Source organism: Xanthobacteraceae bacterium, assembly GCA_019454205.1.
Taxonomy (GTDB): Bacteria; Pseudomonadota; Alphaproteobacteria; order Rhizobiales; family Xanthobacteraceae.
The window spans coordinates 1667332-1691539 of record CP075369.1; the positions used below are offsets into that span (position 1 = coordinate 1667332).

Here is a 24208-nt window from a genome sequence, read left to right on the forward strand (position 1 = left end):
GGCATGGCCGGGCTTGCCCGGGCCATTCACGGCGTCACGACGAGAACCAGATTGTCCAAAAGACCCAAAAAGAAATTCAAAGACCCCAAGCCTCACGGCGCGCTGCCGTCGCGGGAAGAACTGCTCGCCTTCATCACCGAACGAGGCGGCGACGTTTCGAAGCGCGACATCATCCGCGCTTTCCGCCTCGACGGCGCGGGCAAGGCCGAACTGAAAACGCTGCTGCGCGACCTGAAAGACGAAGGCGAAGTCAAAGGCCGCCACCGCAAGATGACCGCGGCCGGCCACGTCGCCGCAACCGTGATGGCGAGTGTCGTTGCGCGTGACGCGGAAGGCGACCTGCTCGCGGAACCGTTAGATTGGGACGAGGCCGACTTCGGCGCAGCGCCGCGCATTCGCCTCGTATTCGGCCGCCAGCCCACCGGCATCCCCGCTCCCGGCATCGGCGACCGCGTACTGTTGCGCACGCAGCGAACGGAAGACGAAGACGATGCGCCCTATGCCGGCCGCGTCATCAAACTGCTCGAGAAAGCGCGCCAGCAACTGCTCGGCATCTATCGCAGGATGCCGCAAGGCGGCGGACGTCTCGTGCCGGTGGACAAGAAATCGCTTGGCCGCGAGATCGCCATTCCCTCCGGCATGGAGAACGAAGCGCAGGACGGTGACCTCGTCACCGCCGATCCGATGCCGCAGCGCGCGTTCGGCCTTGCCACCGCTAAAGTGCGCGAGCGTCTCGGCTCGATCAAATCCGAGAAAGCCGTCAGCCTGATCGCTATTCATGCGCACGCCATCCCGAACAATTTCCCGAACGCAGTGATCGCCGAAGCGGAAGCCGCCCGCCCGCCCGCTGTGATCGGCCGCGAGGACTGGCGCCCCCTTCCCCTCGTCACCATCGACCCGGTGGACGCGAAGGATCATGACGACGCCATTCACGCGGCACCTGACGAGAGCAACGAAAACGCGGGCGGCTTCATACTCACCGTCGCGATTGCCGACGTCGCACATTACGTCACGCCCGATTCCGCGATGGACCGCGAGGCACAGTTGCGCGGCAACTCGGTCTATTTCCCCGACCGCGTCGTGCCGATGCTGCCCGAACGCATCTCGAACGATCTCTGTTCGCTGCGTGCTGGCGAGGATCGCGCGGCAATGGCGGTGCGCATGGTGATCGACGCGAATGGCCGCAAGCTGCGCCACTCGTTCCACCGCATCCTGATGCGCTCGCGCGCCAAACTTTCCTACCAGCAGGCGCAGGCCGCCATCGACGGAAATCCCGATCCGATGACGCGCTCGCTGGTTGCGCCGATCCTGCAACCACTTTGGGCTGCTTACCGCGCGCTGGCGAAAGCACGCGACGCGAGAGAGCCGCTGGCCCTCGACATTCCTGAACGCAAACTGGTGCTCAATGCGGACGGCACGCTGAACCGCGTCACCACGCCGGAGCGGCTCGACGCGCACCGTTTGATCGAGGAGTTCATGATCCTCGCGAACGTCGCAGCGGCCGAGACGGCGGAAGCGAAACGCACGCCGCTGATCTATCGCGTGCACGACAGCCCTTCGCTGGAGAAAGCCGCCGCGCTGCGCGACTTCCTGCGAACCATCGGCATCACGTTGCCGAAAACCGATACGCTGCGCCCCGCCCTGTTCAACAACGTGCTCGCGCGCGTGAAGGACACCGAATACGAGCGCCTCGTGAACGAAGTCGTGCTGCGCTCACAGGCGCAGGCGGAATATTCGTCGAACAATTACGGCCACTTCGGCCTGACGCTGCGCCGCTATGCGCATTTCACGTCGCCCATCCGCCGTTACGCGGACCTGATCGTGCATCGCGCGCTCATCCGCGCGCTCGGTCTCGGCAACGACGGCTTGCCCGACACCACGCCGGAAGCGCTGGAAGAAGTTGCCGCGCGCATTTCCGCCGCGGAGCGCCGCGCAATGGCGGCGGAGCGCGAAACGGTCGACCGGCTGATCGCGCACTACATGGCCGACAAGATCGGTGCATCGTTCCGCGGCGTGGTCGCGGGCGTCACGCGCTCCGGCCTGTTCGTGAAGCTGGACGAAATCGGCGCGGACGGCTTCATCCCTGCCCGCACCATCGGCAACGAGTTCTTCGCCTATCACGAAGCGTTGCAAGCCTTGATCGGCGACCGCTCCGGCGAAGCGTATCGCCTTGGCGACCGCGTCGAAGTGAAGCTGGTGGAAGCGGTTCCGGTTGCCGGTGCGCTTCGCTTTGAGTTGCTCTCCGAAGGCCGTTACGACCTGAAGGCGACACGGAAATCTCGTAGCAATGGCCCGCGTGGCCATCGCGGCAGTCATGCGCCTTCCGGGCGGCAAAATGCCCCGAAGCGTGGCAAATACGGGCGGCCGGTGTCACATAAGGGTGGCAAGGCAGGCAGCAAGCCCGGCAAGGGAAAAGGGAAACGGCGATGAGCGAAAAGCGCAACCTCGGCCAAGCGGTAAAGCGCGGACTTCTCGGACGCTGTCCCAACTGCGGCGAGGGAAAGCTGTTTCGCAAGTTCCTTAAAGTCACCGACGAATGCGCGGTCTGCCACGAAGAATTGCGCCATCAGCGCGCGGACGACGCCCCCGCCTATCTCGTGATCCTGATTGTCGGCCATATCATCGTGCCGCTCGCCCTGCTGCTTGAGAAGCTCTACCAGCCGCCGCACTGGGTTGCTTTTTCGATCTGGATCCCGCTGACGCTCATCCTGTCGCTCGCGTTGCTGCAACCAATCAAGGGCATCGTGGTTGGTTGGCAATGGGCACAGCGGATGCACGGCTTCGATCCCGAACACCGGGACGAAATCGAAATGATGAAAGACGCCAGATGAGCGCGCCCGACCGCGGCGAACGCTGGAATCCGCCGGAGCCGGTTCCGCTCGGACCAAAATCTGGCATCTCAGTGCAGCCGAAGGACTCGGCGACGCTCATCATCATCGACCGTTCCGGCAAGACGCCTCGCGTGCTGCTTGGCAAGCGCAACGAGAAGCAGGCCTTCATGCCGGGGAAATATGTATTTCCCGGCGGCCGCCTTGACGCTGCCGACCGGCAGATGAAACCCTTCGACGAACTCGGCGAAATCTGCGCCCGCCGTCTCGGCATGAACGTTGTGAAATGGACGCCCAGCCGCGGCCGCGCACTGGCGCTGGCGGCGATCCGCGAGACGGCAGAAGAAACCGGCCTCCTGTTCGGCAAACCCGACCCGAATGGTGTCACCTCAAAAGGCGATGCTTGGTCGCCGTTCGTGAGCAAACAAATCCGCCCCTCGCTTTCGGCGCTGACCTTCGTCGCGCGCGCCATCACCCCGCCGAAGCGTCCCCGCCGCTTCGATTCGCGCTTCTTCCTCGCGGACCGCACCAGCGTCGGCGGCGAGATTTCGGGAATCGTCGGGCCGGATACCGAGCTGGTCTCCCTCGACTGGCTGACCTTTGAAGACGCCCTCGATACCGAGCTACCCAACATCACCAAAGTGGTGATCCGGGAGGTTGCGGACCGGGTGAAATCCGGCGAATTGCTGCGTCCGGCCTCGTTTTTCTGCTTCCGGAATGGCAATTTCTGGCGGAAAGAACTCGACTGAACTCCTTCCTTGACTTGGCGGCATTGGCCGCTAGGTTGCCGCCAAATTCGGGCCGCAGGCCCCTTTTCAGGACAATCCCATGGCCAAGGCAGTCACCCTCAAGATCAAGCTCGTCTCGACGGCGGACACCGGCTTCTATTACGTGACGAAGAAGAACTCGCGCACGATGACCGAGAAGATGGTCAAGAAGAAGTACGATCCGGTCGCGAAGAAGCACGTCGAGTTCAAGGAAGCCAAGATCAAGTAACAAGATCAGGCAATTCCGCTCCTTCCGAGCCGAACGAAAAGAGGCGCCCTGTTGGGGCGCCTTTTTCAGTTTTGGAGCCTTGCAGAAGAATTAGGTGGCCGGCGAGGAATATCGGAGGAGGCCTCTCGTTACTCACTCGCCGGCCGAACCCCACGGACCCAGGAGATGCGGCGGACCTAGGCACTCCGTAGGGTTAGCTCGCAATGAATGCGTGCCATGAAAGCTATCGGATACGCGGTATAATTCAATACGATTCAAAGGCTTAACAGCCCGAATCGGGTTCCTTAGTAAAAGGATAACCTTACCGGGCGGCGCCGTTAAGCATGGCGTTCCTGCCCTCGCCTTACGCGGCGTCGGCGACGACCCGGTTCCGCCCGTCCCGCTTGGCGCGATAGAGCGCCTCGTCGGCGCGCTTCAGGATCATGGCGGCGGTGTCCTCCGTCGTGGCGCGCGCCGCAATCCCAATCGAGATCGTGACTTCGATGGACTTGGCCCCGCGATGGATCGGGAACATGTCGCCTGCCACCCGGCGGCGGATGCGTTCGGCCACCATGGTCGCGACGCCGATGTCGGTATCGGGCATCACCACCACGAATTCCTCGCCGCCGTAGCGGCAGGCCAGGTCGATGCCGCGGATGCAGGCACGCAGGCGATCCGAGAAATCGCGCAACACGTCGTCGCCCGCGTCGTGCCCGTAGCCGTCGTTGATCGACTTGAAGTAGTCGATGTCGAGCAACAGCACCGAGAGTGATTTCCCGCGCGCGGCGGAGCGGTCAACCAGCGTGCCGACATGGCCTTCCATGTAGCGCCGGTTGTAGAGGCCGGTCAGCGGATCGGTGACCGCCAGTTCCATCGAGGTCTGGACGCTGTCGCGCAGCCGCTCGGCGTACCGCTTCCGGCGAACCTGACTGCGCACGCGCGCCACCAGTTCGTTCCGGTCGATGGGACGGACGATGTAGTCGTTGGCGCCGAGATCGAGGCCGCGCAGCAACCGCGCCTGATCTCCGGGTTCGGTGACGAGAAGGATCGGCAGATGCCGCGTGCGCTCCAGCGAGCGCACCTGCCCGCACAGACGCAGCGCGTCGAAGTCGCTGAGTTCGAGGCTGAGCAGCAGCAGGTCGTAATTGCCTTCGGCCAGCCGGAACAGTGCTTCCTGCGGATTGCTTTCCACATCCACGGTCTGCGAACCCGCGAGCGCGGTATGCAGCCGGTCGATGGACGACGGGCGATCGTCGACAATCAGGATCTTGCCGCCCTCGCCGGTATCGTTGATGGCCTGCGCGGGATCGGCGGCCACGCCGATCTCGTGCGAGGTGACGGCGCGCATCCGCAATTCGTCGACGACCATTTTCAGGCGGGAGAGCGAGCGCACCCGCGTGATCAGCGCAAGGTCGTTCACGGGTTTGGTCAGGAAATCGTCGGCGCCGGCCTCAAGGCCGCGCACGCGGTCGGACGGCTGGTCGAGCGCCGTCACCATGACGATGGGAATATGCAGCGTCGCTTCGGAGGATTTCAGCCGCCGTGCGACCTCGAAACCGTCCATGCCTGGCATCATCACGTCGAGAAGGATGATGTCGCAAAGGCCGCGCTGGGCGATGTCGATGGCCTCCGGCCCCGAAGTCGCGGTCACGACCTCGAAATACTCGGCCGACAGCCGCACTTCGAGCAGCTTCAGGTTGGCCCGGACGTCGTCGACAATCAAAACGCGCGCACTCATTGCACTCTAGTCCTTCGCGAAATGGCGCACGGTTTCGAGAAACTTGGAAACGGAAATGGGCTTCGACAGATACGCTTCGCAGCCGCCCTCGCGGATGCGTTCCTCGTCGCCCTTCATGGCGAAAGCGGTCACCGCGACAACCGGGATCGAGCGCAGTTCCTCGTCTTCTTTCAGCCACTTGGTCACTTCCAGCCCGGAGACTTCGGGAAGCTGGATGTCCATGATGATCAGGTCGGGCTTGTGCTTGCGCGCAAGGTCCAGCGCCTCGATCCCGTTGCGGGTTTCGATGGTCTGATAGCCGTGCGCTTCAAGGAGATCATGGAAGAGCTTCATGTTCAGCTCGTTGTCTTCCACGATCAGGACAGTCTTCGCCATCCTGCACCACCCCGTCCACGAGGCGCCATTCTGGCGCACCCGAACTTAAGTCCCCGAATCGCTTGCTGACGTTCTGATGATCGCCCAAACCGCCCGCAAACCCGAATTACGCCGCGCGGGATGCAGGGAACTCAGGTTCTGCAAGCCGTTCGACATACGGATGCTTCTTCCGGCATCCTGGGTTCCAAAGTACCGGCAAAATCGTTACGGAAGTGAAAATGCAACAAACGCGCGGAAAAACTTCTTTAACGAAAGATGAAGCGAAGCTGATCGCGGTCGCGGTATTGAGCCATCTCGCGCAGGAACCGGAGCGCATCGGCCGCTTTCTCGCGGTCACCGGCCTCGGCCCGGAGAACCTGCGCGCGGCGGCGCGCGACAAGAGCTTCTACCCTGCGCTGCTCGACTACATGCTCGCGAACGAAACCGACCTGGTCGCCTTCGCTACCGAGATGAACCTCGACCCTGCCCGCATCCGGATGGCGCGCGACGTACTGGCACCCCCGGCGGTTCCGCACTGACTACTTCGATTTAGCGGGCGGCGCCTTGCAGGGTTTCTGCGGAAGCAGTTCGACACTGGACAGCACGCCTTTCAGCGCGAAGTTCCCGTAGTTGAGCCGCAGCGCGCCGCTGATACCGTTTTCGTAGAGATCGAACGCCAACGTATAGGCCGGCGTGCGCTCGCCCGTACCCATCTCGAAGTAGCTGATGACGACCGGATAGCGCTTGAAATCGGCAAGCGCAGGCGAAGGCGGCGGCGTACCTACACCCGGCGCGACCGGCTCGCCGATCACGGTGAGCGTCGAATAGATTTTCTTTCCGTCCGGCGAGCCGTCGAACACGCGAACGCTCAGCGTCTTCTCACCGCGTTCGGCGGCAGCAAGCATCTTGCGCGTGTGTTCGGTCGGCAGCACCAGCGGCCCGTCGAGCGCGAAGCTCGCGGGTTTCGGCTGCAATACGCGAACGGTCAGCGCGCCGTTGCGCTGGCGCATCGCGGTGCCGTTCACGTTCTCGCGGATCTGCTCGTTGACGAAATTCTGCGTCTTGAACCGGTACGAGGTGGCGAGCGCATTCTCCCAGCTTTCGCTGCGCAGGTCGCTGACCGTCACCTGCCCTTCGCCGGTATCGAGCGACGTCACCTGACGCAGCATGACGGCATAGCCATCACACTCGTTGCCGGTGAGCTGGAACGCGATCCGCCCCTGCGCGCGATCGACCTGCGTGCCGGGCGCGGAAGGATCGCGCACCAGATCGTAGATCGCGCGGTGCGGCGCGAGCGCCCCGCCATGCGCGGCCGTAACCGGCAACAGCAGCAAAGCCGCGAACAGCATTTTCCGCATCGGGTATTGTCTCCTTGCGCCCGGAATAGCGTTCCGCCAAGACTATGGCGGGGAAACGGCCTCAGGGGAACGTCGCGCATGGCTAGCGAAATCGAGCAGCGATTGCAAAAACTCGGCATCGTGTTGCCGCAACCGGCCGCGCCGGTCGCGAATTATGTCGGCGCCGTGGTCGCGGGCAACCTGCTGGTCGTGTCCGGCCAGTTACCCATCGGCACAAACGGCATCGCGCACAAGGGCAAGGTCGGCGCGAGCGTCACGGAAACGCAGGCGAAAGAAGCCGCGCGCCTCTGCGCGATCAACATTCTCGCACAGGCAAAGGCGGCGCTTGGCGATCTCGGCCGCATCAGGCGTTGCATCCGCCTCGGCGGGTTCGTCAATGCCGTCCCCGACTATCAGACCATTCCGCAGATCGTGAACGGCGCTTCCGACCTGATGGTCGAAGTGCTCGGCGATGCGGGCAAGCACGCGCGCTACGCCGTCGGCGTTGCACAGCTTCCGCTCGATGCGCCGGTCGAAGTCGAAGCCATGTTCGAGGTCGCGTAACCCTCCATGGCGATCGACTGGCTAACCGCGCGCCCGGTGGCGCATCGCGGCCTGCACGGCAACGGCACGGGCCACATCGAAAATTCGCTCGGCGCGGCGAAAGCCGCCATCGCCGCGAATTACGCCATCGAAGTCGATCTGCAATTATCGAAGGACGGCGAAGCGGTCGTGTTTCACGACGAACAACTGGACCGCCTCACGAACGAGAGCGGTCCGGTTTCGGAACGCAATGCTTCCGATCTTGCCAAGATCACGTTGAAAGGAAGCGGCGAAACCATCCCGCTGCTCTCCGATCTCTTGCGAACCACCGCCGGACAAACGCCACTGGTGCTGGAACTGAAAAGTTTGTGGGACGGCGATACGCGGCTCGCCAAAGTCGTCGCAGACATGCTGGCTGGTTACGGCGGCCCCGTCGCCGCCATGTCGTTCGATCCCGATATGGTTTCAGCGTTACGCAAACATGCGCCGGGCCTGCCGCGCGGCATCGTCGCCGAACGCTGGTATGGCTACAAGGATTGGGATTTTCTCCCACGCGGACGAAAGCATTATCTCGGATTGCTGTTGCACGTTCTGCGCACCAAACCGCACTTCGTCGCCTATGCGAGCTTCGATCTGCCTGCGGCCGCGCCGTTGATCGCACGCTACATCCTCGGCATGCCGCTGCTGACATGGACCATCCGCACCGAGAAGGACCGCGCGCGGGTTGCGAAATGGGTAGACCAGATCATCTTCGAGCATATTCGTCCGTGAGCGCTTCCCCGCGCCCTTGAGTGGCCGCATGGATCGGCCAGAATGGACGAAATGACCGCCAGCCCCACATTCCAGATCCGTGTCGAGAACGCGATCCGCAACATCGCGGCGGGCGATTGGGATTCCTGCGCCAATGCGCTGCGCGCAATTCCGGAATCGAAATCTCAGGTAACAGAATCAACACACGAAGGCCTGGAATCAAAATCTGAAGCGCTTGAATCAAAACATGAAGAAGGATTCAGCGACCCCTATAACCCTTTCGTGCAGCACGCTTTTCTGGCCTCGCTGGAGGAATCCGGCTCCGCCTCCGTGAAAACAGGCTGGCTGCCGCAGCACCTCGTTCTTGAAGACGAAGAAAAGCGCGTGCTCGCGGTCGCGCCCTGCTACCTGAAAAACCATAGCCGCGGCGAATACGTCTTCGATCACGGCTGGGCCGACGCCTTCGAGCGCGCAGGCGGAAATTATTATCCGAAGTTGCAAGTCGCAGTGCCGTTCACGCCGGTCACCGGCCCTCGCCTGCTGGTTGGCCCCGGCGTGAATGTCGAGAGCGGGCGCGCGGCGCTCATCGGCGGCATGGTCGAACTGGCGAAGCTGCGCAAGGCTTCGTCCATTCACGTCACCTTCGCCGAACGCACCGACTTCGACGCGATGACCGATGCCGGAATGCTTGCGCGTACCGACCGGCAATTTCACTGGCACAATCGCGGTTACAGGACGTTCGAGGACTTTCTATCCGCGCTCTCCTCGAACAAGCGCAAAACCATCCGTCGAGAACGGCGCGAGGCGCTAGCCAGCGGCGTCGAAATCGTCCGCCTCACCGGCTCCGATCTTACGGAAGAGATCTGGGATCGTTTCTTCGATTTCTACATGGACACCGGCTCGCGCAAATGGGGAACGCCCTACCTCACGCGCGAGTTCTTTTCGCTGGTCGCGGCGAAAATGCCGGACCGCATCCTGCTGATCATGGCGAAACGCGGCGCCGAATACATCGCGGGCGCGCTCAATTTTCTCGGCGACAGCACCGTCTACGGCCGCTACTGGGGCGCAGTGGAGCACCAGAACTTTCTGCATTTCGAGGTCTGCTACTATCAGGCCATCGAATACGCGATCGAACATGGGCTGCGCTCCGTCGAGGCGGGGGCGCAAGGCGAGCACAAGCTGCTGCGCGGCTATGTGCCGGTGCCGACCTATTCCGCGCACTACATCGCCAATCCATCGTTCCGTCGCGCGGTCGCGGATTATCTCGACCGCGAGCGGCAATATACCGAGGCCGAGATCGAGCATCTTGCAGAGGCCGCCCCCTATCGCCGCGCCAGCGGCTCTTGACGATCATCGAAGCGGCTGCAAATTCCAACGCAAATCATCGGGAAGAAAAGCTCATGGCCGAATACGACAACAACAACATCTTCGCGAAAATCCTGCGCGGCGAACTGCCGGCGCACAAGGTTTACGAGGACGAGCACACGCTGGCCTTCCTCGACATCATGCCGCGCGCGCCCGGCCATACGCTCATCATCCCGAAGAAGCCCGCACGCAACCTGCTCGACATCGAACCGGAGTCGCTCGCGCACGTCATCAAGACCGCAAAGAAAATCGCAATTGCCGGAAAGAAGGCATTCAATGCCGACGGCATCACTCTGCAGCAGTTCAACGAAGCCGCAGGCGGCCAGGTCGTGTTTCACCTGCACGTCCACATCATTCCGCGGCACAAGGACGTTGCGATGAAACCGGCCGCAAGCCAGATGGAAAAACCGGAAGTGCTGGCCGAACACGCGAAGCTACTGAAGGACGCGCTCGCGGGAATGTAGTCAGCGTACGAACGCGCCACCGGCAATGATCACGATCTCGGCGACGATGACCCCTGCCAGCACCGATTTCCGGATCGCGAAATAGCCGATCACCCCCGCCGCAATCGCGCCGACCCGTAGATAAAGCGGCACGTTCGCGAGGTCGCCGGTCGGGAACAGAACGAGCCGCGCGATCACGCCTGCGAGTAGCGCGGTCGCAACCGCGCGCACCAGCACCAGCACTTCGCTGTCTTCGTCCAGCCGTCGCGAAAACAGGACGGCGGCAAAGCGGAATACATCGGTCGGCAGGAAGCCCGCGAGGATGACAAGCAGATAGGCGTAGAGCATCGGGTCGTTCAAGCTCACGCCCTCGCCCTCCGCCAGCGGCCGATCAGATAGGCCGCGCCACCGCCAATTGCACCGATCCACAACAGATCGAGCGAGCCGCCGAACTGCGCGAACACCGGCGTCAGCGCGAGGCCGAATACCAGTGCGGACTTGTCCACGAGGTCGCGCGCATTGCGGATCAACTGCAACAGAAACGAAATCGGCGTGAGAAATACGAGACCGTTCGCGAGCGACTGCGGCAGCGTTCCCGCAAGCAGATAGCCTGCGACGGTCGCCAGCACGCTGCCCCACAGGAACACGTTCGACAGTCCCATGAAGAACGCCATCCGCGCGTTCACCGGGATCGCAGGCATCAGCCGGATGCTTTCCACCCACGCACTGACCGCGATCAGGTGCGAAGCGAGCAGTTGCGTGCCCAGACCGCTCCTGCCCCGGATCGTCGGCATTAGCGACGCAACAATGGGAAAGAAACGCACCGACGAAAGCCCGACCGCAAGCGCGATCACCGCCGCGGGACTGCCCGCCGTGAATCCGCCGACGATCAAAAGCTGCGCGGGCAAGGCCCAGACCAGCACGGTCGAAAGCAACGCCGCGCCGAGCGGAAACCCGATGTCGCGGATCAGGCCGCCGAAACCGATAAAGCCCGCGAACAGCACAATGCCCTGCACGGAGCGCAGCGCCGCCACTACGCCGCGCCAGAACCAGTGCCGCCAGTCGTCGTCCGGCGCGGCTTGTTGCGGCGTGGCGCCGTTATTTTCGGGAGCGGTCACGGGGAAAATCGGGGGCGTGAAAGAGCCGCGACCTTACACGGCAAAACGCCCGCGACAAGCGCGGGCGTTGCAAGGCTGGAATGTGGAGCGGATCAGACGTTGACCAGCGGTTTCGGACCCGAACCGCCGGTGTCATCGTCATCCTTCTTCGGCGAAGGCTTGCGCGGCCGCTTGGCCTCGCCCGCGATCTTTTCGGGCTTCGGCGTAACCGGACCTTCCGGATAGTCGAAGGCGAGCACGGGCTGGCCCTCTTCCTCGCGGATGATCACGCGCACATGGCCACCGTCTTTCAGCTTGCCGAACAGCACCTCGTCGGCGAGCGGCTTCTTGACGTTCTCCTGGATCACACGGGCCATCGGCCGCGCGCCCATCAGTTCGTCGTAGCCGCGTTCAATCAGCCATTTCTTCGCTTCGTCGGAAAGTTCGATGGTCACGCCGCGGTCGGCGAGCTGCGCCTCGAGTTGCAGTACGAACTTCTCGACCACCTGACCGATGATCTCGGTCGAGAGATGCGCGAAAGGAATGATCGCGTCGAGACGGTTGCGGAACTCCGGCGAGAACAGCCGGTTGATCGCTTCCGCGTCGTCGCCTTCCCGCTTCGAGCGCGTGAAGCCGTAGGCCGCGCGCGCCATGTCGGCGGCACCGGCATTCGTGGTCATGACCAGAATGACGTTCCGGAAGTTCACCGACTTGCCGTTGTGGTCGGTCAGCTTGCCATGGTCCATGACCTGCAAGAGCACGTTGAACAGGTCCGGATGCGCCTTCTCGATTTCGTCGAGCAGCACAACGCAATACGGGTTCTGGTCCACGCCGTCGGTGAGCAGGCCGCCCTGGTCGAAGCCGACATACCCCGGAGGCGCGCCGATCAGGCGCGAAACCGTGTGCCGCTCCATGTATTCCGACATGTCGAAGCGCAGCAGTTGCACGCCAAGCGACTGCGCAAGCTGCTTCGCAACTTCCGTCTTGCCAACACCGGTCGGCCCGGAGAACAGATACGAGCCGATCGGCTTTTCCGGTTCGCGCAGGCCCGCGCGTGCGAGCTTGATCGCGGCCGACAAGGCGGTGATCGCCTTGTCCTGCCCGAACACCACGTTCTTCAGGCCGGTTTCGAGATTGGCGAGCACCTCGGCGTCGTCCTTGGAAACCGTCTTTGGCGGGACGCGCGCCATTGTCGCGACCGTCGCCTCGATTTCCTTGATGCCGATGGTCTTCTTGCGCTTCGAATCCGCGAGCAACATCTGCGCCGCGCCGGACTCGTCGATGATGTCGATCGCCTTGTCCGGCAGCTTGCGATCATGGATGTAGCGCACGGAAAGATCGACCGCCGCCTTGATCGCGTCGTTGGTGTAGCGGAGCTTGTGGAAGTCCTCGAAATACGGCTTCAGGCCCTTCAGGATTTCCACCGCGTCTTCCGGCGTCGGCTCGTTGACGTCGATCTTCTGGAAGCGGCGCACCAGCGCGCGGTCCTTCTCGAAGTGCTGGCGGTATTCCTTGTAGGTGGTCGAGCCGATGCAGCGCAGCGTTCCCGAAGCGAGCGCGGGCTTGAGCAGGTTCGACGCATCCATCGCACCGCCGGAAGTAGCACCGGCACCGATCACGGTATGGATTTCGTCGATGAACACGATCGCGTTCGGATGCGCTTCGAGTTCCTTGATCACCTGCTTGAGGCGCTCCTCGAAGTCGCCGCGATAGCGCGTGCCCGCGAGCAGTGAACCCATGTCGAGCGAGAAAACGGTCGCGCCTTTCAGCACGTCCGGCACATCGCCCTCGACTATGCGCCGCGCGAGACCTTCCGCGATAGCGGTCTTGCCCACGCCGGGATCGCCGACATAGAGCGGGTTGTTCTTCTGGCGGCGGCAGAGCACCTGAATCGTGCGCGCGATTTCGCTGGCGCGGCCGATCAGCGGATCGATCTTGCCTTCCTTCGCCTTCTTGTTGAGGTTGACGCAATAGGCTTCGAGCGCGTCCTGTTTCTTCTTCGGATCGTCACCGGTCTTCGCTTCGCCCTCTTCTTCCGCGCCGCGCACAGGGCGCGCGTCGGTTACGCCGGGCCGCTTGGCGATGCCGTGGCTGATGTAATTCACCGCGTCGTAGCGCGTCATCTCCTGCTCTTGCAGGAAATAAGCGGCATGGCTTTCGCGCTCGGCGAAGATCGCAACCAGCACGTTCGCGCCGGTAACCTCTTCCCTGCCCGACGACTGCACGTGAATGACGGCGCGCTGGATCACGCGCTGGAAGCCGGCAGTCGGCTTCGAGTCGTCGCCTGCTTCAATGACGAGGTTTTCGAGTTCGCCGTCAATGTAGTCGGCGAGATTGCGCTTGAGCTTTTCGAGATCGACGTTGCACGCGCGCATGACTGCCGCGGCGTCCTGATCTTCGATCAGCGCCATCAGCAGGTGTTCGAGCGTTGCATATTCGTGGCGGCGCTCGTTCGCGAGCGCCAGCGCGCGATGCAGGGAGTTTTCGAGACTGCGCGAGAAAGTCGGCATCGGTTCCTTGGAGTTCCGGGGCGATTCAACGGCGGTCCGGCGGAGTCTGCCGGTGCCAAAGCGGGATGTCCACTATGTAGGGGGCGGCAACAGGGTTACAATGGCCGCAGAGCAAGGCGCCCGGCCTCGCGTAAAATGTCGGAATTGAGGGCGTCTACTTCTTTTCCATCACGCATTGGAGCGGATGCTGGTGCTTGCGGGCGAAATCCATCACCTGCGTCACCTTTGTTTCCGCGACTTCGTAAGTAAAAATGCCGCACTCGCCGACACCGTTCTGGTGAACGTGCAACATAATGCGCGTCGCGTCCTCGCGCCCTTTATTGAAGAAGCGTTCTAAAACATGCACGACGAATTCCATCGGCGTGTAGTCGTCATTGAGGAGCAGCACGCGGTAAAGGTTCGGCCGCTTGGTTTGCGGCTTGGTACGGGTGATGACCGACGTACCGAGGCCGTCGTCGCCCCCGCCGTCTCCCCGCTTGCCGTCGTCCTTGCGCGCAAGACGGGTCTGCTCCGCCAAAGAGGTGGGCAGTCCTAAGCATTCGGCAGGGTCAAGCGGCGGCAGCAAAGTTTAAAATCCTGAACAAGCCGGAGGCCGCCGTTCGGCGCATCGGACGCGGTGAATCGGAGGTCTGCCGGGCGGCAAGATCATCATATAGGCCGCCTTTGGGGCATGCCAACGGCGCATTTGAAGCATTTCCTAACCAAGGACCTGAAATTCGGGTCTGCCACCGGCCCCCAAGCCGCCCGGTTTAATGCGAATTAGCAAAAAAAGCCGATTGTCCCCGCCAACATGGGGATTAACGCTATGCGTTCCATTTTCCGGGCGTTGAATAGTTTCTGGGCCGGCAAACGTGCCCTTGCCGGCAATGTGGCGATTACCTTTTCACTGGCCTGCGTACCCGTCATCGGCGGGATCGGCGCGGCCGTCGACTACTCGATGGCGAATTCGAACCGCACGTCGATGCAAAAGGCACTCGATGCCACCGCGCTCGCGCTGGCCAAGTTGATGCCGCTCAGTCAGGCCGATCTCAATGCCAAGGGCTGGCAACTCTTCTCGGCCAATATCGGCAACCTCAAAGTGAACATGCAGCAGAGCGGACTCGTGATTACGACTCCGATTATCGGCAAGATTAAATTGAGCGCCACCGGCCAATACACGCCGCAGATCTCCGGCTTCATCGGGATCAACACTTTCCCGGTCTCGGCGCAGACCGAAGTGCAATGGGGCATGAAGAAGCTGGAACTGGCGCTTGCGCTCGATAACACCGGCTCGATGTCGTCAAGCAACAAGATGACCGAATTGAAGAAGGCCGCGAAGAACCTTCTGAACATTCTTCAGCAGTCCGTACTGCAGCCGGGCGACGTGAAGGTTTCGATCATTCCGTTCCACAAGGAAGTCCGCGTCGATACCACCATCTTCTCCCCGCTCACGCTCTGGCTGAAGTGGGACGATTGGGACAATAAAAACCAGACCTGCACCGGCACCTGGTGGAATCAGGTTTGCGTACCCAAGCTGCGCACGACCTGGGACGGCTGCATCATGGATCGCGACCAGACGAACGACGCATCCGACGCCAATCCCACTTCCAATGCGACGCGGTTCCCCGCGAAGCAATGCAGCTATTCGCTCGCGACCATGTTGCCGCTGACCTATGACTGGACGGCACTCGCGAACAAGATCGACTCGATGCAACCCGACGGCAATACCAACGTCTCCATCGGCCTCGCCTGGGCCTGGCATTCGCTAACCACCGGAGAGCCGTTTACGCAGGCTGCTGCACCCTCGACCGACCTCAGCAAGTACATTATCCTGATGACGGACGGCGAGAACACGCAGAACCGCTGGACCACGAACACGAATAGCATCGACAACCGCACCGCCGCGACCTGCACGGCAATCAAGGCCGCCGGCATCCGCATCTATACGATCCGCGTGATCGACGGCGACGCGAACTTGCTGCGAAATTGCGCGAGCGACCCTTCGATGTATTTCGACGTGCAAAACGCTGCGCAACTGACCAGCGTATTCAACTCCATCGGCGCAACGCTCGCAGCGCTGCATCTCTCGCAGTAAAATCGCCGGTAAAGCGGAAGGATGCGGGATTGCTAAAACTTTAGCGATCCCGTTTTTCTTTCCGTAACCCTCTCGCCGCGAAACTACGCCCCGGCAACGTCACGTGGCCACTACCCCCGGCTTTAGAAGACAGCCGCAAGGTTCGGTTAAAAAACTAGGCGCAATTTCTCCGGCGAAACCCGGAGGCCCGTCATGGGACTGTTTCGCCGTTTTTGGTCTGGCGAGGAAGGCCGCAAAGGCAATACCGCCATCGTGTTCGCGTTGTCGCTGATCCCGATCATCGGCGCGACCGGCGCGGCGCTCGATTATTCGATGGCGAATTCCAGCCGCACCTCGATGCAGAAGGCACTGGATGCCACGGCGCTCGCGCTCGCGAAGCTGATGCCGCTGAGCCAGGCCGACCTCAACACCAAGGGCTGGCAAATCTTTCAGGCCAGCCTGGGCAACGTGAAGGTCGCGGTCAGTCAGTCCGACCTCCAGATCACGACCCCTGCAATCGGCAGGCTGGTGCTGAATGTCAGCGGCCAGTACCAGCCGGTAGTCGCCGGCGTTATCGGGATCAACAATTTCCCCGTCGGCGCGCAAGCGGAAGTCACCTGGGGCATCAAGAAGCTCGAGATTGCACTGGCGCTCGATAACACCGGTTCGATGCTGTCCAACAACAAAATGACGGAGTTGAAGACGGCTTCGCATAATCTTCTGAACACGTTGCAACAGGCCGCGCGGAACCCGGACGACGTGAAGGTCGCGATCGTTCCGTTCCATGTGCAGGTAAAAGTCGGCACGGCGAACGTCAACGCCACCTGGATCAAGTGGACGGACTGGGACGCCGAAAACCAGACCTGCACCGGCTCCAGTTGGAACCGCGTCTGCACGCCGAAGAACCACAACCAATGGACCGGCTGCATCGAGGACCGTGACCAGAGTCACGACACGCTCGATACCGCTCCGACCAACAACACCACGCGCTTCCCCGCGATCCAGTGCGGCTGGCAGCTTGCGGAAATCATGCCGCTCACCAACAACTGGACCAACCTTCACAACCGCATCGACGCGATGGTGCCGGATGGAAACACGAACGTAACCATCGGGCTGGCCTGGGCATGGCATCTGCTGACGCCGACCGAGCCGTATACGGAGGCCCTGCCGAATAACACGCCCGATCTCAGCCGCTTCATCATCCTGCTGACCGACGGCGACAATACGCAGAACCGCTGGAGCACGAGCCAGAACTCGATCGACAACCGCACGGCTTTGGCCTGTGCCAACGTGAAAGCGGCGGGCATCAAGATCTACGCGATCCGCGTGATCAATGGGAACGCCACCCTCCTTCGCAACTGTGCGAGCGATCCCTCGATGTACTTCGACGTGCAGAGCGCCTCCGACCTGAACGCGGTGTTCAATGCGATCGGCGGCCAGCTCGCGAGCCTCCACCTCTCGCAGTAAGGCAAGCCGCAAAGCAAAAAGCCCGGCCTCACGGCCGGGCTTTTCGTTTACGCGGTACGCAACGCTTACTTGAAGGTCGGGACCTTCGTGAAGACGCCTTCGTACGGCTTGTAGGCTTCCTTGGCGAAGTCGCTGTAGAGTTCGCCGATCTTGGTCGCGTTCGCGACGAAACCTTCATAGGCGTTCTTGAAATAAGCAGTCTGCACTTCGATCGCCTTGTCGAGCGACTTGGCACCGAACAGCTTCTCGAGGGCGGCCGAGCCTTCCTCGAACGACTTCTTGGAATAGTCAGCCACTTCGACCGCAATCGCCTGCGCGCTCTTCTGCGCGGCGGCAAAGCTCTTCATGGCGATTTCGGCGTTGTCTTTGCCGAGCTTCTGAAACTCTTCGAACTTCTCGATCATGGTAATCCTCATCCCGCGCCGCTGGGCGCATCCGTTTCCTAGACTGCTGAAAGCGATGCATTCGCGCGTTCGCTAATTGGCTATTTAGTGCACTGCACAATAAAGTCAACGACTTTTTTGCATTGCAAAATAACGAGACAAATCAATCAGATTGCCGTGAGCAGGCCTGAAAAACGGCCCATTCTCAGGGTCAGAAGGCCTGGTTTTACCCTTTTCTAAGGCCCTCCCCGTAGTTTTGGCCTTTCCGGCTGGTCCTTTCGGCCCGCCGGTATGGCGCAGCAGCGGGGCTACCGCTGGCGCAAAATGAAGGCACGGGACGGGCGTATGAGTTTTGCGTACTGGCGCACCTCGCAGGGGAAGCGGGCCGCCTTGGCAGTCGCCGTAGTGGCGCTGACGACATTCCTCTTCGCGACCTTCGATGCGGATGCGCGCACGCGTAAACGGCTGCGTACGGCCGGCGGCTGGCAGGCCGGCTTCGCCTCGATCGTGGTAGATGCCAAGACCGGCAAGGTGCTGGACGAGGAAGACGCCGACGAACTGCGCCACCCTGCCTCGCTCACCAAGATGATGACGCTCTACATGCTGTTCGAGCGTCTCGAACAGGGCAAGCTGACGCTCCGCTCGCGCCTGAAAGTTTCCGAACACGCTTCCGATCAGCCGCCGTCCAAACTGAACGTGCAGGAAGGCGACACCATCGACGTCGAAAGCGCGATCAAGGCGCTGGTGACCCGTTCCGCGAACGACGTTGCTGTTGTTATTGCAGAAGCGATTGCCGAAGACGAAGAAGCCTTCGCCGCGCTGATGACCAAGAAAGCGCGCGCGCTCGGCATGACCAAGACCACCTTCATGAATGCGTCGGGCCTGCCCCATCGCGAGCAAGTGACCAGCGCGCGCGACATGGCCACCCTCGGCCGCGCGTTGCACGACCGCTTCCCGCGCTATTACCACTTCTTTTCGACCACCAGTTTCGTCTGGCGCGGGCGCGTGATCATGAATCACAACCGCCTGCTCGGGCGCGTGCAGGGCGTGGACGGCATCAAGACCGGCTACACCAACGCTTCCGGATTTAATCTTGTCACCAGCGTGCGCACGAAGAACCGTCACGTCGTCGCGGTGGTCCTCGGCGGCCGGACCGGCGCGCAGCGCGACCAGCACATGCGCGAACTGATCGTCGATTATCTCGACGACGCCTCTCCCGGAAAGCGCACCGCGCCGCTCGTCGTGGAGGCACCGGAACCGAAGCCGGTGCAGGTCGCGCAGCGCAAGCAACAACAGCAGCCGCAACAGCCGCAGCGCACTGCGCAGCGTCCCCAGCAGCCGCAGCAAAACACTGTAGTCGCCGGTTCGAACGATCCGATCCGTCCGGTTCGCGTGAAAACCCAGCAATTCGATGCCAACGGCGAACCGAAGAAGCCGCAAGACGTGGTGCAGGCGGGTATTCTGCCCTCGCTGCCGTTCTCGAACTTCAGCCCGTCGCTGGCGATGCCGATGAAAATCACGCCGAGCACGCCTGAGAATCCGGAAGTCGCTGGCAGCATCAACCAACCGAAGACACAGGTCGCGGTTGCCCAGAACAACGTTCCCGCCGCCGCTGAAAATGACGGCGAAGGCGATACTGGAGACAACGACACCGCTGAACTCGAACTGGAAGCCAAGGCGCTAAAAGCACTTGAGCAGAACAAGCCGCAGGCCGCGCCTGCGCCTGCCGATAAACCCGGCAAGAAGGTGAAAGTCGCCTCTGCGAACGCGAACGCAGCGGCAAATGACGACGAGCCGAGTGCAATTCCGGCTGCGGCACGCACCGGCTGGTCGATCCAGATCGGCGCTTACCCGGACAACGATCAGGCGAAAGAACGCCTCGACGAAGCGAAGTCGAAAGCGACCGCCCTGCTCGCCAAGGCCAGCCCTTACGTTGAGAAAGTTTCAAGAGGTTCCGCGCATCTTTACCGCGCGCGGTTCGCGGGATTTACGAACGAATATCTGGCGCGCAATGCATGCCGGAAACTGCAACGCAGTCAGTTCGACTGCATCGCGGTCAAAAACTAGACCGGAAAAATCCGGCTGAAGGAGGCGTCACTCGAACAAAGCGTAAGTGTTGCGTGGAGTTTTAGTGATGGCGGCGAAGCAGAACATCCTTGGCCTCGTTCACACGGGCCGCGAGGTACGTAGACCCCCCTTGATCGGGGTGGAGTTTCTTCATGAGCGTGCGGTGCGCCCTGCGGATTTGCGCAGCGTCGGCTCCCGGTTCAAGCCCCAGGATCTGATGCGCCTCTTCTTCGGTCATCGGTCCATGGCGCGGCGGCTCGGCAGTCCCCGCACCCGCATCTTCCTCGACGTTTTCACGCCAAAGGGGCGTCCTGCGGTCGAGATAAGCTTCGAGTAGCGCGCGGCTTTCCGCGTCGAACTCGTCGCGCAGCTTCAAGAGCGCGGCCGGATCGAGGGCGTCCAGCGGCACGCCCTCGAATTGACCTTTCAACACGCGGCCGTGCATCTCGCCGCTGTCGTGATCCAACTCCATTTCGACGAAGGCGGCGCGCACGCGCGACACCTGCCCTGTCGTGCGTTGCGTGCGTGCGGTCCAGCTTGCCGGCGATGGCAACCAGTTGAGGAGCGACGCCGCAAAAAATCCGAGCGGCACCGCGAGGTAAAAACGGCCGGTGACGGCGAAGAACGCCGCGAGTAGTAGCGCGCCGATGCCGCCGCCGGTGCGGAAAACCTTTGCGAGTTTCTTTGGGTCGCTCGCCGCCAGCATCCGCGCACCGAACAGGAACGCAAAAAACGCAGCAAGACCGATGAGTAGCGCGGGGATTCCCATCAGCGCATCTGCTCGATCAGTCTGACCGCGCCGCGCCCGCCACGTTTCGAAAGATCGCTGAGCGCCCTGTGCCCGCCCGCGGCGTAGGCTGCCGCTGCGCGCAGCAGTTCTTTCAGTTGCGATGCCGCACCCGCATCGAACGGGCACCACGCGCCTTTGGTAAGCCGCGCGATTTCACGAAATGCGTTCTCCGCAACCGGATCGCCGCCTTCCTGAAACATGAAAGCCGGGATGCCGAGTAGGCCGAGTTCTCCAGCCGCCGCGCAGAGATCGTCTACGGCCTCCTCCATCGCATCACCAACATAAACTAACGCATCGACTTTCGCGGTTTTGCTTTCCGCGCGCACATGCTCCAGCACGCGGCCGATCTGGGTATGGCCGCCCTGACAGGAAATGCTCGCCATGACTTCGCCGAGACGCTTTGCGTCCGAGGTCCAGCGCGAGGCGCGGCATTCGCGAAGCCCGCGAAAATAGATCAGTTGTACGTCGAGGCCCCCGGCGGCCCCGGCCTCCTCGAACATCTCCGCTTGCAGCTTGCAGGCGAGGTCCCAGGTCGGCTGCCGGCTCATGGTGGCGTCCAGCGCAAAGGCGAGCCGCCCGCGCTTGCCGTCGCTACGCGGTCCAAGCGTCCGCGCCTTCGCCAGAAAGGCGTCGATCTCGCCTTTCTGCGAGGTTTGCAGCGATTCTCCCGCGCGCGTAGCGGGGGTCTTGTCGCGCGTATTGGCCATAAGCGGCTGTTTCCGCGCTGCTTCGCGCGGCCCTTCCGCTCCTAGATTGTGGTTTTTGGCCGCGAGCGCAACCCGCGTACGGACGCACTATTCCCAGAACAGGTCCGCCCCGTCGAGCGGCTCTTTTGCCGCGCGGAACCACTCGGCGCGCGCATTCGTGCGGCGGCGGCCGCGCTCGTCGATCGGCAGCTTCAGCATTTCCAGCAACGCGCGGACTTCATGGCGCGCCGCCAGATGGGACATGTTCGGTTTCGCACCCAGCGTCTGCTCGTCCAGCGTATCGAGCGCGGTGAGGCCGCGCGGAAACAACTCGCGATACACCACGCGCTCGCTTAGGCCCTCCGCGACCCGGAAATTGAGACGCTTGGAAAGATCGCCGATGCCTTCGACGAAGTTGCGGCTGTTACGCGTGTCGAGTTGGCCGACACGGTTGCGCATCACGATCCAGTCGCTCTCGCCTTCTTCCACCAGCCGCCGCTGCCTGCGCGCCTCGCGCACCAGCGAACCGTAATGACTGGTGCCGGTGACTTCGTAACTTTCCGGGTCGATGCGGCCGAGCACATCGAAATCGACGAAAGAGTCGTTGAGCGGCGTAATCAGCGTGTCCGCCATCGCATGTGCAAGGCGCATGAGATAACTGTCGGAGCCGGGCGTATCGATCACGATGAAATCGTGCGCCGGTTCGACCGCGTTGATCGCATGCGCGAACGCGGCGAACTCGGCGGCTTCGTTGTCGTCCACGCTGCGCCCGTCCGCGCGCGCCACCGAATGGACTTCAGGCAGTTCGAGAACAAGGCCGCACCTGCGCGCCCACTGGCGGCGGTTCGAAATATAGCGGCTCAAACTCTGCTGGCGGCTGTCGATGTCGATGGCGGCGACCTTCTGGCCCGCCTTGAGCAGCGCGACGACGACGTGCATCGCGGTCGTGGTCTTGCCGGAGCCGCCCTTTTCGTTGGCAAGCACGATGACGTGCGCCGTCTTCGCCGCTCCCGGCGTGGCGCCCATCGCCCCGAATATCGGACTCTCGATACGCATAGGCCGCGCTGCCCCGTCAGCGTACGACCGCATCCGTTTGCAGTTTGCGAAACGGGAACGCGCAGGGTCAAGGGAGAGCATGGCCGATAACGCAAATGTTTTCCGGATGTGGCCCCGCTGCCGCCCGCGCGTGGCGCGCGGACAGGCATTTTGCTAGCCTTGTACGCACCGTCCCGTCCCAGAGTTGTACGAATGGCCAAGAGCGTCCGCAGCAAGCGTCCCCGCGTGGTGAAGACCGTGAAAGCCCTGCGGGAGGTAGTGGCGGAGTGGCGCAAGCGCCGTGCGGCCGTCGCGATGGTGCCGACCATGGGCGCGTTGCACAGCGGTCATATTTCGCTGGTCGATACGGCGAAGAAGCACGCGAAGAAGATCGTCGCCTCGATTTTCGTGAACCCTACCCAGTTCGGCCCGAATGAGGACTACACGCGCTATCCCCGTACCTTCGATGCCGATCTCGACAAGCTGGGTGAAGCAGGCGCGGACATCGTCTTCGCGCCGGACGTGAAGGAAATGTACCCGGAAGGCTTCTCGACCAAACTCGCGCCGGAAGGCGCGGCTTCGGTCGGTCTCGACGACAAATTCCGCCCCGGCCATTTCGAGGGTGTCGCCACTGTCGTTGCGAAGTTGCTCATCGTCTGCGGGCCGGATGTCGCGATCTTCGGCGAGAAGGATTACCAGCAGTTGCAGGTCATCAAGGCGCTGGTGCGCGACCTCGGCTTGCCGGTCAAAATCATCGGAGGCGCGATCGTGCGCGAGAAGGACGGCCTCGCCCTCTCCTCGCGGAATGTCTATCTCTCACCCTCGGAGCGCGCAGCCGCGCCTATTCTGCATCAAACCCTGAAAGAAGCCGCGCGTGCGATCTCACGTGGCGAAATGCTCGAACCCGTGCTCAGTAAAGCGCGCACGAAAATCGCCGCCGCAGGTTTCAAGCTCGATTATTTCGAGGCGCGCGATGCAGCCACGCTACTTCCGCCCCAGCCCGGACAAAAAACCAAGCTCCGCCTGCTGGTCGCAGGGAAGCTCGGCAAGACGCGGCTGATCGACAACGTCGGCGTCTGATTACTGCGTTGGTGTCCCCGCGCTGAAGAAGCCGAGATAGATCGCGGCGAATGCGATCACGACCAGCGCGATGCCTACGACCAGCACCGTGCCCATGTTGCCCTTGTTCTCCGCCGCCCGTGCCTTGTTGGTCGGTAGCGTAACCGGATCGGGCATATCGGCGACATTCTTGCCGGGGTCTTCGTAGTCGGCGCTTGCACGTTGAGCCATGTCGAACTCCATTCCTGTCCGTCACGACAACACGCAACTGTCAGCTTGGTTTCGTCTAGAGCAGGCCGAGTTCGCGCAACTGACGGCGCATTTCCTCGGGCAGTTCGGCGGCGCCCTTCTGGCCTTTTTTCAAATCAGCCGGTGCTTCCTCGTCCTTGAGATAGCGCCAGCCCTGAAACGGGCGATGCGGACGCGGCATCACCGGGATCAGCTTCGGTTCCATCACGATCCGGCAGCGCTTGGTGCCTTCCTTATCGGTCGTCGTGCGCAAATCGAGGATGCGCTGGCGGCACGACACCATGCCCTTGATGACCCAATACAGCGAACCACCGTCCAGCACGTCCTCGCCACGCGAAGGCATCATGCGCGTGACGTGGATGTGTTCGAGCGCTTCTTTCTTCTTTTTCTTTTGCGCCATGCGCTCCGCGATCCATTCGTCGAGTTCGCGAATGGAATCGACGCCCACGCATAGCTTGATGAGATGCAGCGCCACGCGC

Annotated in this window: 26 protein-coding genes; 13 read left to right on the forward strand and 13 right to left on the reverse strand. The window is 62.1% G+C overall.

Annotation, left to right across the window (positions count from 1 at the left end; translation table 11 throughout):
* Nucleotides 1-3: 3 nt before the first annotated feature.
* From rnr to rpmG, 4 genes are all read left to right on the forward strand, one after another.
* Entirely contained in the window at nucleotides 4-2430 is a 2427-nt protein-coding gene (gene rnr, locus KF794_08200) for a ribonuclease R (protein QYK43794.1), read from the forward strand.
* Complete coding sequence (locus tag KF794_08205; GenBank protein QYK43795.1) at nucleotides 2427-2831, forward strand: DUF983 domain-containing protein; 405 nt, start codon at nucleotides 2427-2429, stop codon at nucleotides 2829-2831. The genes rnr and KF794_08205 overlap by 4 nt, the downstream gene beginning before the upstream one ends.
* Nucleotides 2828-3577, forward strand: a complete 750-nt coding sequence (locus tag KF794_08210; GenBank protein QYK43796.1) for an NUDIX hydrolase — start codon at nucleotides 2828-2830, stop codon at nucleotides 3575-3577. The genes KF794_08205 and KF794_08210 overlap by 4 nt, the downstream gene beginning before the upstream one ends.
* Before the next feature lie 79 nt (nucleotides 3578-3656).
* Nucleotides 3657-3824: a 50S ribosomal protein L33 gene (rpmG, locus tag KF794_08215; protein QYK43797.1), complete on the forward strand. Its 168-nt coding sequence runs from the start codon at nucleotides 3657-3659 to the stop codon at nucleotides 3822-3824.
* A gap of 343 nt (nucleotides 3825-4167) precedes the next feature.
* Here rpmG and KF794_08220 read toward each other — a convergent pair whose 3' ends face one another.
* Nucleotides 4168-5541: a PleD family two-component system response regulator gene (locus KF794_08220; protein ID QYK43798.1), complete on the reverse strand. Its 1374-nt coding sequence runs from the start codon at nucleotides 5539-5541 to the stop codon at nucleotides 4168-4170.
* 6 nt (nucleotides 5542-5547) lie between these two features.
* Nucleotides 5548-5916 carry a response regulator gene (locus KF794_08225; protein QYK43799.1) on the reverse strand — a complete coding sequence of 123 codons (369 nt, stop codon included), beginning with the start codon at nucleotides 5914-5916 and terminating at the stop codon, nucleotides 5548-5550.
* A gap of 218 nt (nucleotides 5917-6134) precedes the next feature.
* On the opposite strand from KF794_08225, the gene KF794_08230 reads away from it, so the two are divergent.
* Nucleotides 6135-6434, forward strand: coding sequence for a DUF3572 domain-containing protein (locus KF794_08230; GenBank protein QYK43800.1), 300 nt, complete (start codon nucleotides 6135-6137; stop codon nucleotides 6432-6434).
* Here KF794_08230 and KF794_08235 read toward each other — a convergent pair whose 3' ends face one another.
* Nucleotides 6435-7253: a cell envelope integrity EipB family protein gene (locus tag KF794_08235; GenBank protein ID QYK43801.1), complete on the reverse strand. Its 819-nt coding sequence runs from the start codon at nucleotides 7251-7253 to the stop codon at nucleotides 6435-6437.
* 78 nt (nucleotides 7254-7331) lie between these two features.
* Between KF794_08235 and KF794_08240 the strand changes: the two genes are divergently transcribed.
* From KF794_08240 to KF794_08255, 4 genes are read left to right on the forward strand one after another with little or no spacing between them, the layout of a single operon-like run.
* Complete coding sequence (locus KF794_08240) at nucleotides 7332-7796, forward strand: RidA family protein (protein ID QYK43802.1); 465 nt, start codon at nucleotides 7332-7334, stop codon at nucleotides 7794-7796.
* A 6-nt stretch (nucleotides 7797-7802) separates the two neighbouring features.
* On the forward strand, nucleotides 7803-8546 hold the full coding sequence (locus KF794_08245) for a glycerophosphodiester phosphodiesterase (GenBank protein ID QYK43803.1): 744 nt from the start codon (nucleotides 7803-7805) through the stop codon (nucleotides 8544-8546).
* A gap of 51 nt (nucleotides 8547-8597) precedes the next feature.
* Nucleotides 8598-9872 (forward strand): N-acetyltransferase, encoded by a 1275-nt coding sequence (locus KF794_08250; protein ID QYK46643.1) that lies wholly within the window; start codon nucleotides 8598-8600, stop codon nucleotides 9870-9872.
* Between the two features lie 53 nt (nucleotides 9873-9925).
* On the forward strand, nucleotides 9926-10354 hold the full coding sequence (locus KF794_08255; GenBank protein ID QYK43804.1) for an HIT family protein: 429 nt from the start codon (nucleotides 9926-9928) through the stop codon (nucleotides 10352-10354).
* On the opposite strand, the gene KF794_08260 is transcribed toward KF794_08255, so the two are convergent.
* The 4 genes from KF794_08260 to clpS form a co-directional block, all read right to left on the reverse strand.
* Nucleotides 10355-10681, reverse strand: coding sequence for an AzlD domain-containing protein (locus KF794_08260; GenBank protein ID QYK46644.1), 327 nt, complete (start codon nucleotides 10679-10681; stop codon nucleotides 10355-10357).
* A 14-nt stretch (nucleotides 10682-10695) separates the two neighbouring features.
* Nucleotides 10696-11451 (reverse strand): AzlC family ABC transporter permease, encoded by a 756-nt coding sequence (locus KF794_08265; GenBank protein QYK43805.1) that lies wholly within the window; start codon nucleotides 11449-11451, stop codon nucleotides 10696-10698.
* Nucleotides 11452-11543: 92 nt separating this feature from the next.
* Complete coding sequence (clpA, locus tag KF794_08270) at nucleotides 11544-13940, reverse strand: ATP-dependent Clp protease ATP-binding subunit ClpA (GenBank protein QYK43806.1); 2397 nt, start codon at nucleotides 13938-13940, stop codon at nucleotides 11544-11546.
* Between the two features lie 154 nt (nucleotides 13941-14094).
* A complete protein-coding gene (clpS, locus tag KF794_08275; GenBank protein ID QYK43807.1) occupies nucleotides 14095-14457 on the reverse strand; it encodes an ATP-dependent Clp protease adapter ClpS in 363 nt (120 codons plus the stop codon).
* Between the two features lie 288 nt (nucleotides 14458-14745).
* On the opposite strand from clpS, the gene KF794_08280 reads away from it, so the two are divergent.
* Together KF794_08280 and KF794_08285 are read left to right on the forward strand one after the other, a co-directional pair.
* On the forward strand, nucleotides 14746-16014 hold the full coding sequence (locus tag KF794_08280) for a VWA domain-containing protein (GenBank protein QYK43808.1): 1269 nt from the start codon (nucleotides 14746-14748) through the stop codon (nucleotides 16012-16014).
* Between the two features lie 192 nt (nucleotides 16015-16206).
* Nucleotides 16207-17460 carry a VWA domain-containing protein gene (locus tag KF794_08285; GenBank protein ID QYK43809.1) on the forward strand — a complete coding sequence of 418 codons (1254 nt, stop codon included), beginning with the start codon at nucleotides 16207-16209 and terminating at the stop codon, nucleotides 17458-17460.
* 65 nt (nucleotides 17461-17525) lie between these two features.
* On the opposite strand, the gene KF794_08290 is transcribed toward KF794_08285, so the two are convergent.
* Nucleotides 17526-17861: a phasin family protein gene (locus tag KF794_08290; GenBank protein ID QYK46645.1), complete on the reverse strand. Its 336-nt coding sequence runs from the start codon at nucleotides 17859-17861 to the stop codon at nucleotides 17526-17528.
* A 372-nt stretch (nucleotides 17862-18233) separates the two neighbouring features.
* Here KF794_08290 and KF794_08295 point away from each other — a divergent pair, with 372 nt between their 5' ends.
* Entirely contained in the window at nucleotides 18234-19910 is a 1677-nt protein-coding gene (locus KF794_08295) for an SPOR domain-containing protein (protein ID QYK43810.1), read from the forward strand.
* Between the two features lie 61 nt (nucleotides 19911-19971).
* On the opposite strand, the gene KF794_08300 is transcribed toward KF794_08295, so the two are convergent.
* The 3 genes from KF794_08300 to KF794_08310 form a co-directional block, all read right to left on the reverse strand.
* Nucleotides 19972-20679, reverse strand: coding sequence for a DnaJ domain-containing protein (locus KF794_08300; protein QYK43811.1), 708 nt, complete (start codon nucleotides 20677-20679; stop codon nucleotides 19972-19974).
* The gene (locus KF794_08305) at nucleotides 20679-21407 is read right to left on the reverse strand and encodes a VWA domain-containing protein (protein ID QYK43812.1); all 729 of its coding nucleotides are present in this window, start codon (nucleotides 21405-21407) and stop codon (nucleotides 20679-20681) included. Before KF794_08305 ends, KF794_08300 begins: the two co-directional genes overlap by 1 nt.
* Nucleotides 21408-21494: 87 nt before the next feature.
* Nucleotides 21495-22442, reverse strand: a complete 948-nt coding sequence (locus KF794_08310) for an AAA family ATPase (protein ID QYK43813.1) — start codon at nucleotides 22440-22442, stop codon at nucleotides 21495-21497.
* A 192-nt stretch (nucleotides 22443-22634) separates the two neighbouring features.
* Between KF794_08310 and panC the strand changes: the two genes are divergently transcribed.
* A complete protein-coding gene (gene panC, locus KF794_08315) occupies nucleotides 22635-23501 on the forward strand; it encodes a pantoate--beta-alanine ligase (GenBank protein QYK43814.1) in 867 nt (288 codons plus the stop codon).
* Here panC and KF794_08320 read toward each other — a convergent pair whose 3' ends face one another.
* Both KF794_08320 and KF794_08325 read right to left on the reverse strand, forming a co-directional pair.
* A complete protein-coding gene (locus KF794_08320) occupies nucleotides 23502-23711 on the reverse strand; it encodes a hypothetical protein (GenBank protein ID QYK43815.1) in 210 nt (69 codons plus the stop codon).
* Between the two features lie 55 nt (nucleotides 23712-23766).
* Complete coding sequence (locus KF794_08325; GenBank protein QYK43816.1) at nucleotides 23767-24204, reverse strand: DUF1489 domain-containing protein; 438 nt, start codon at nucleotides 24202-24204, stop codon at nucleotides 23767-23769.
* Nucleotides 24205-24208 lie beyond the last annotated feature (4 nt).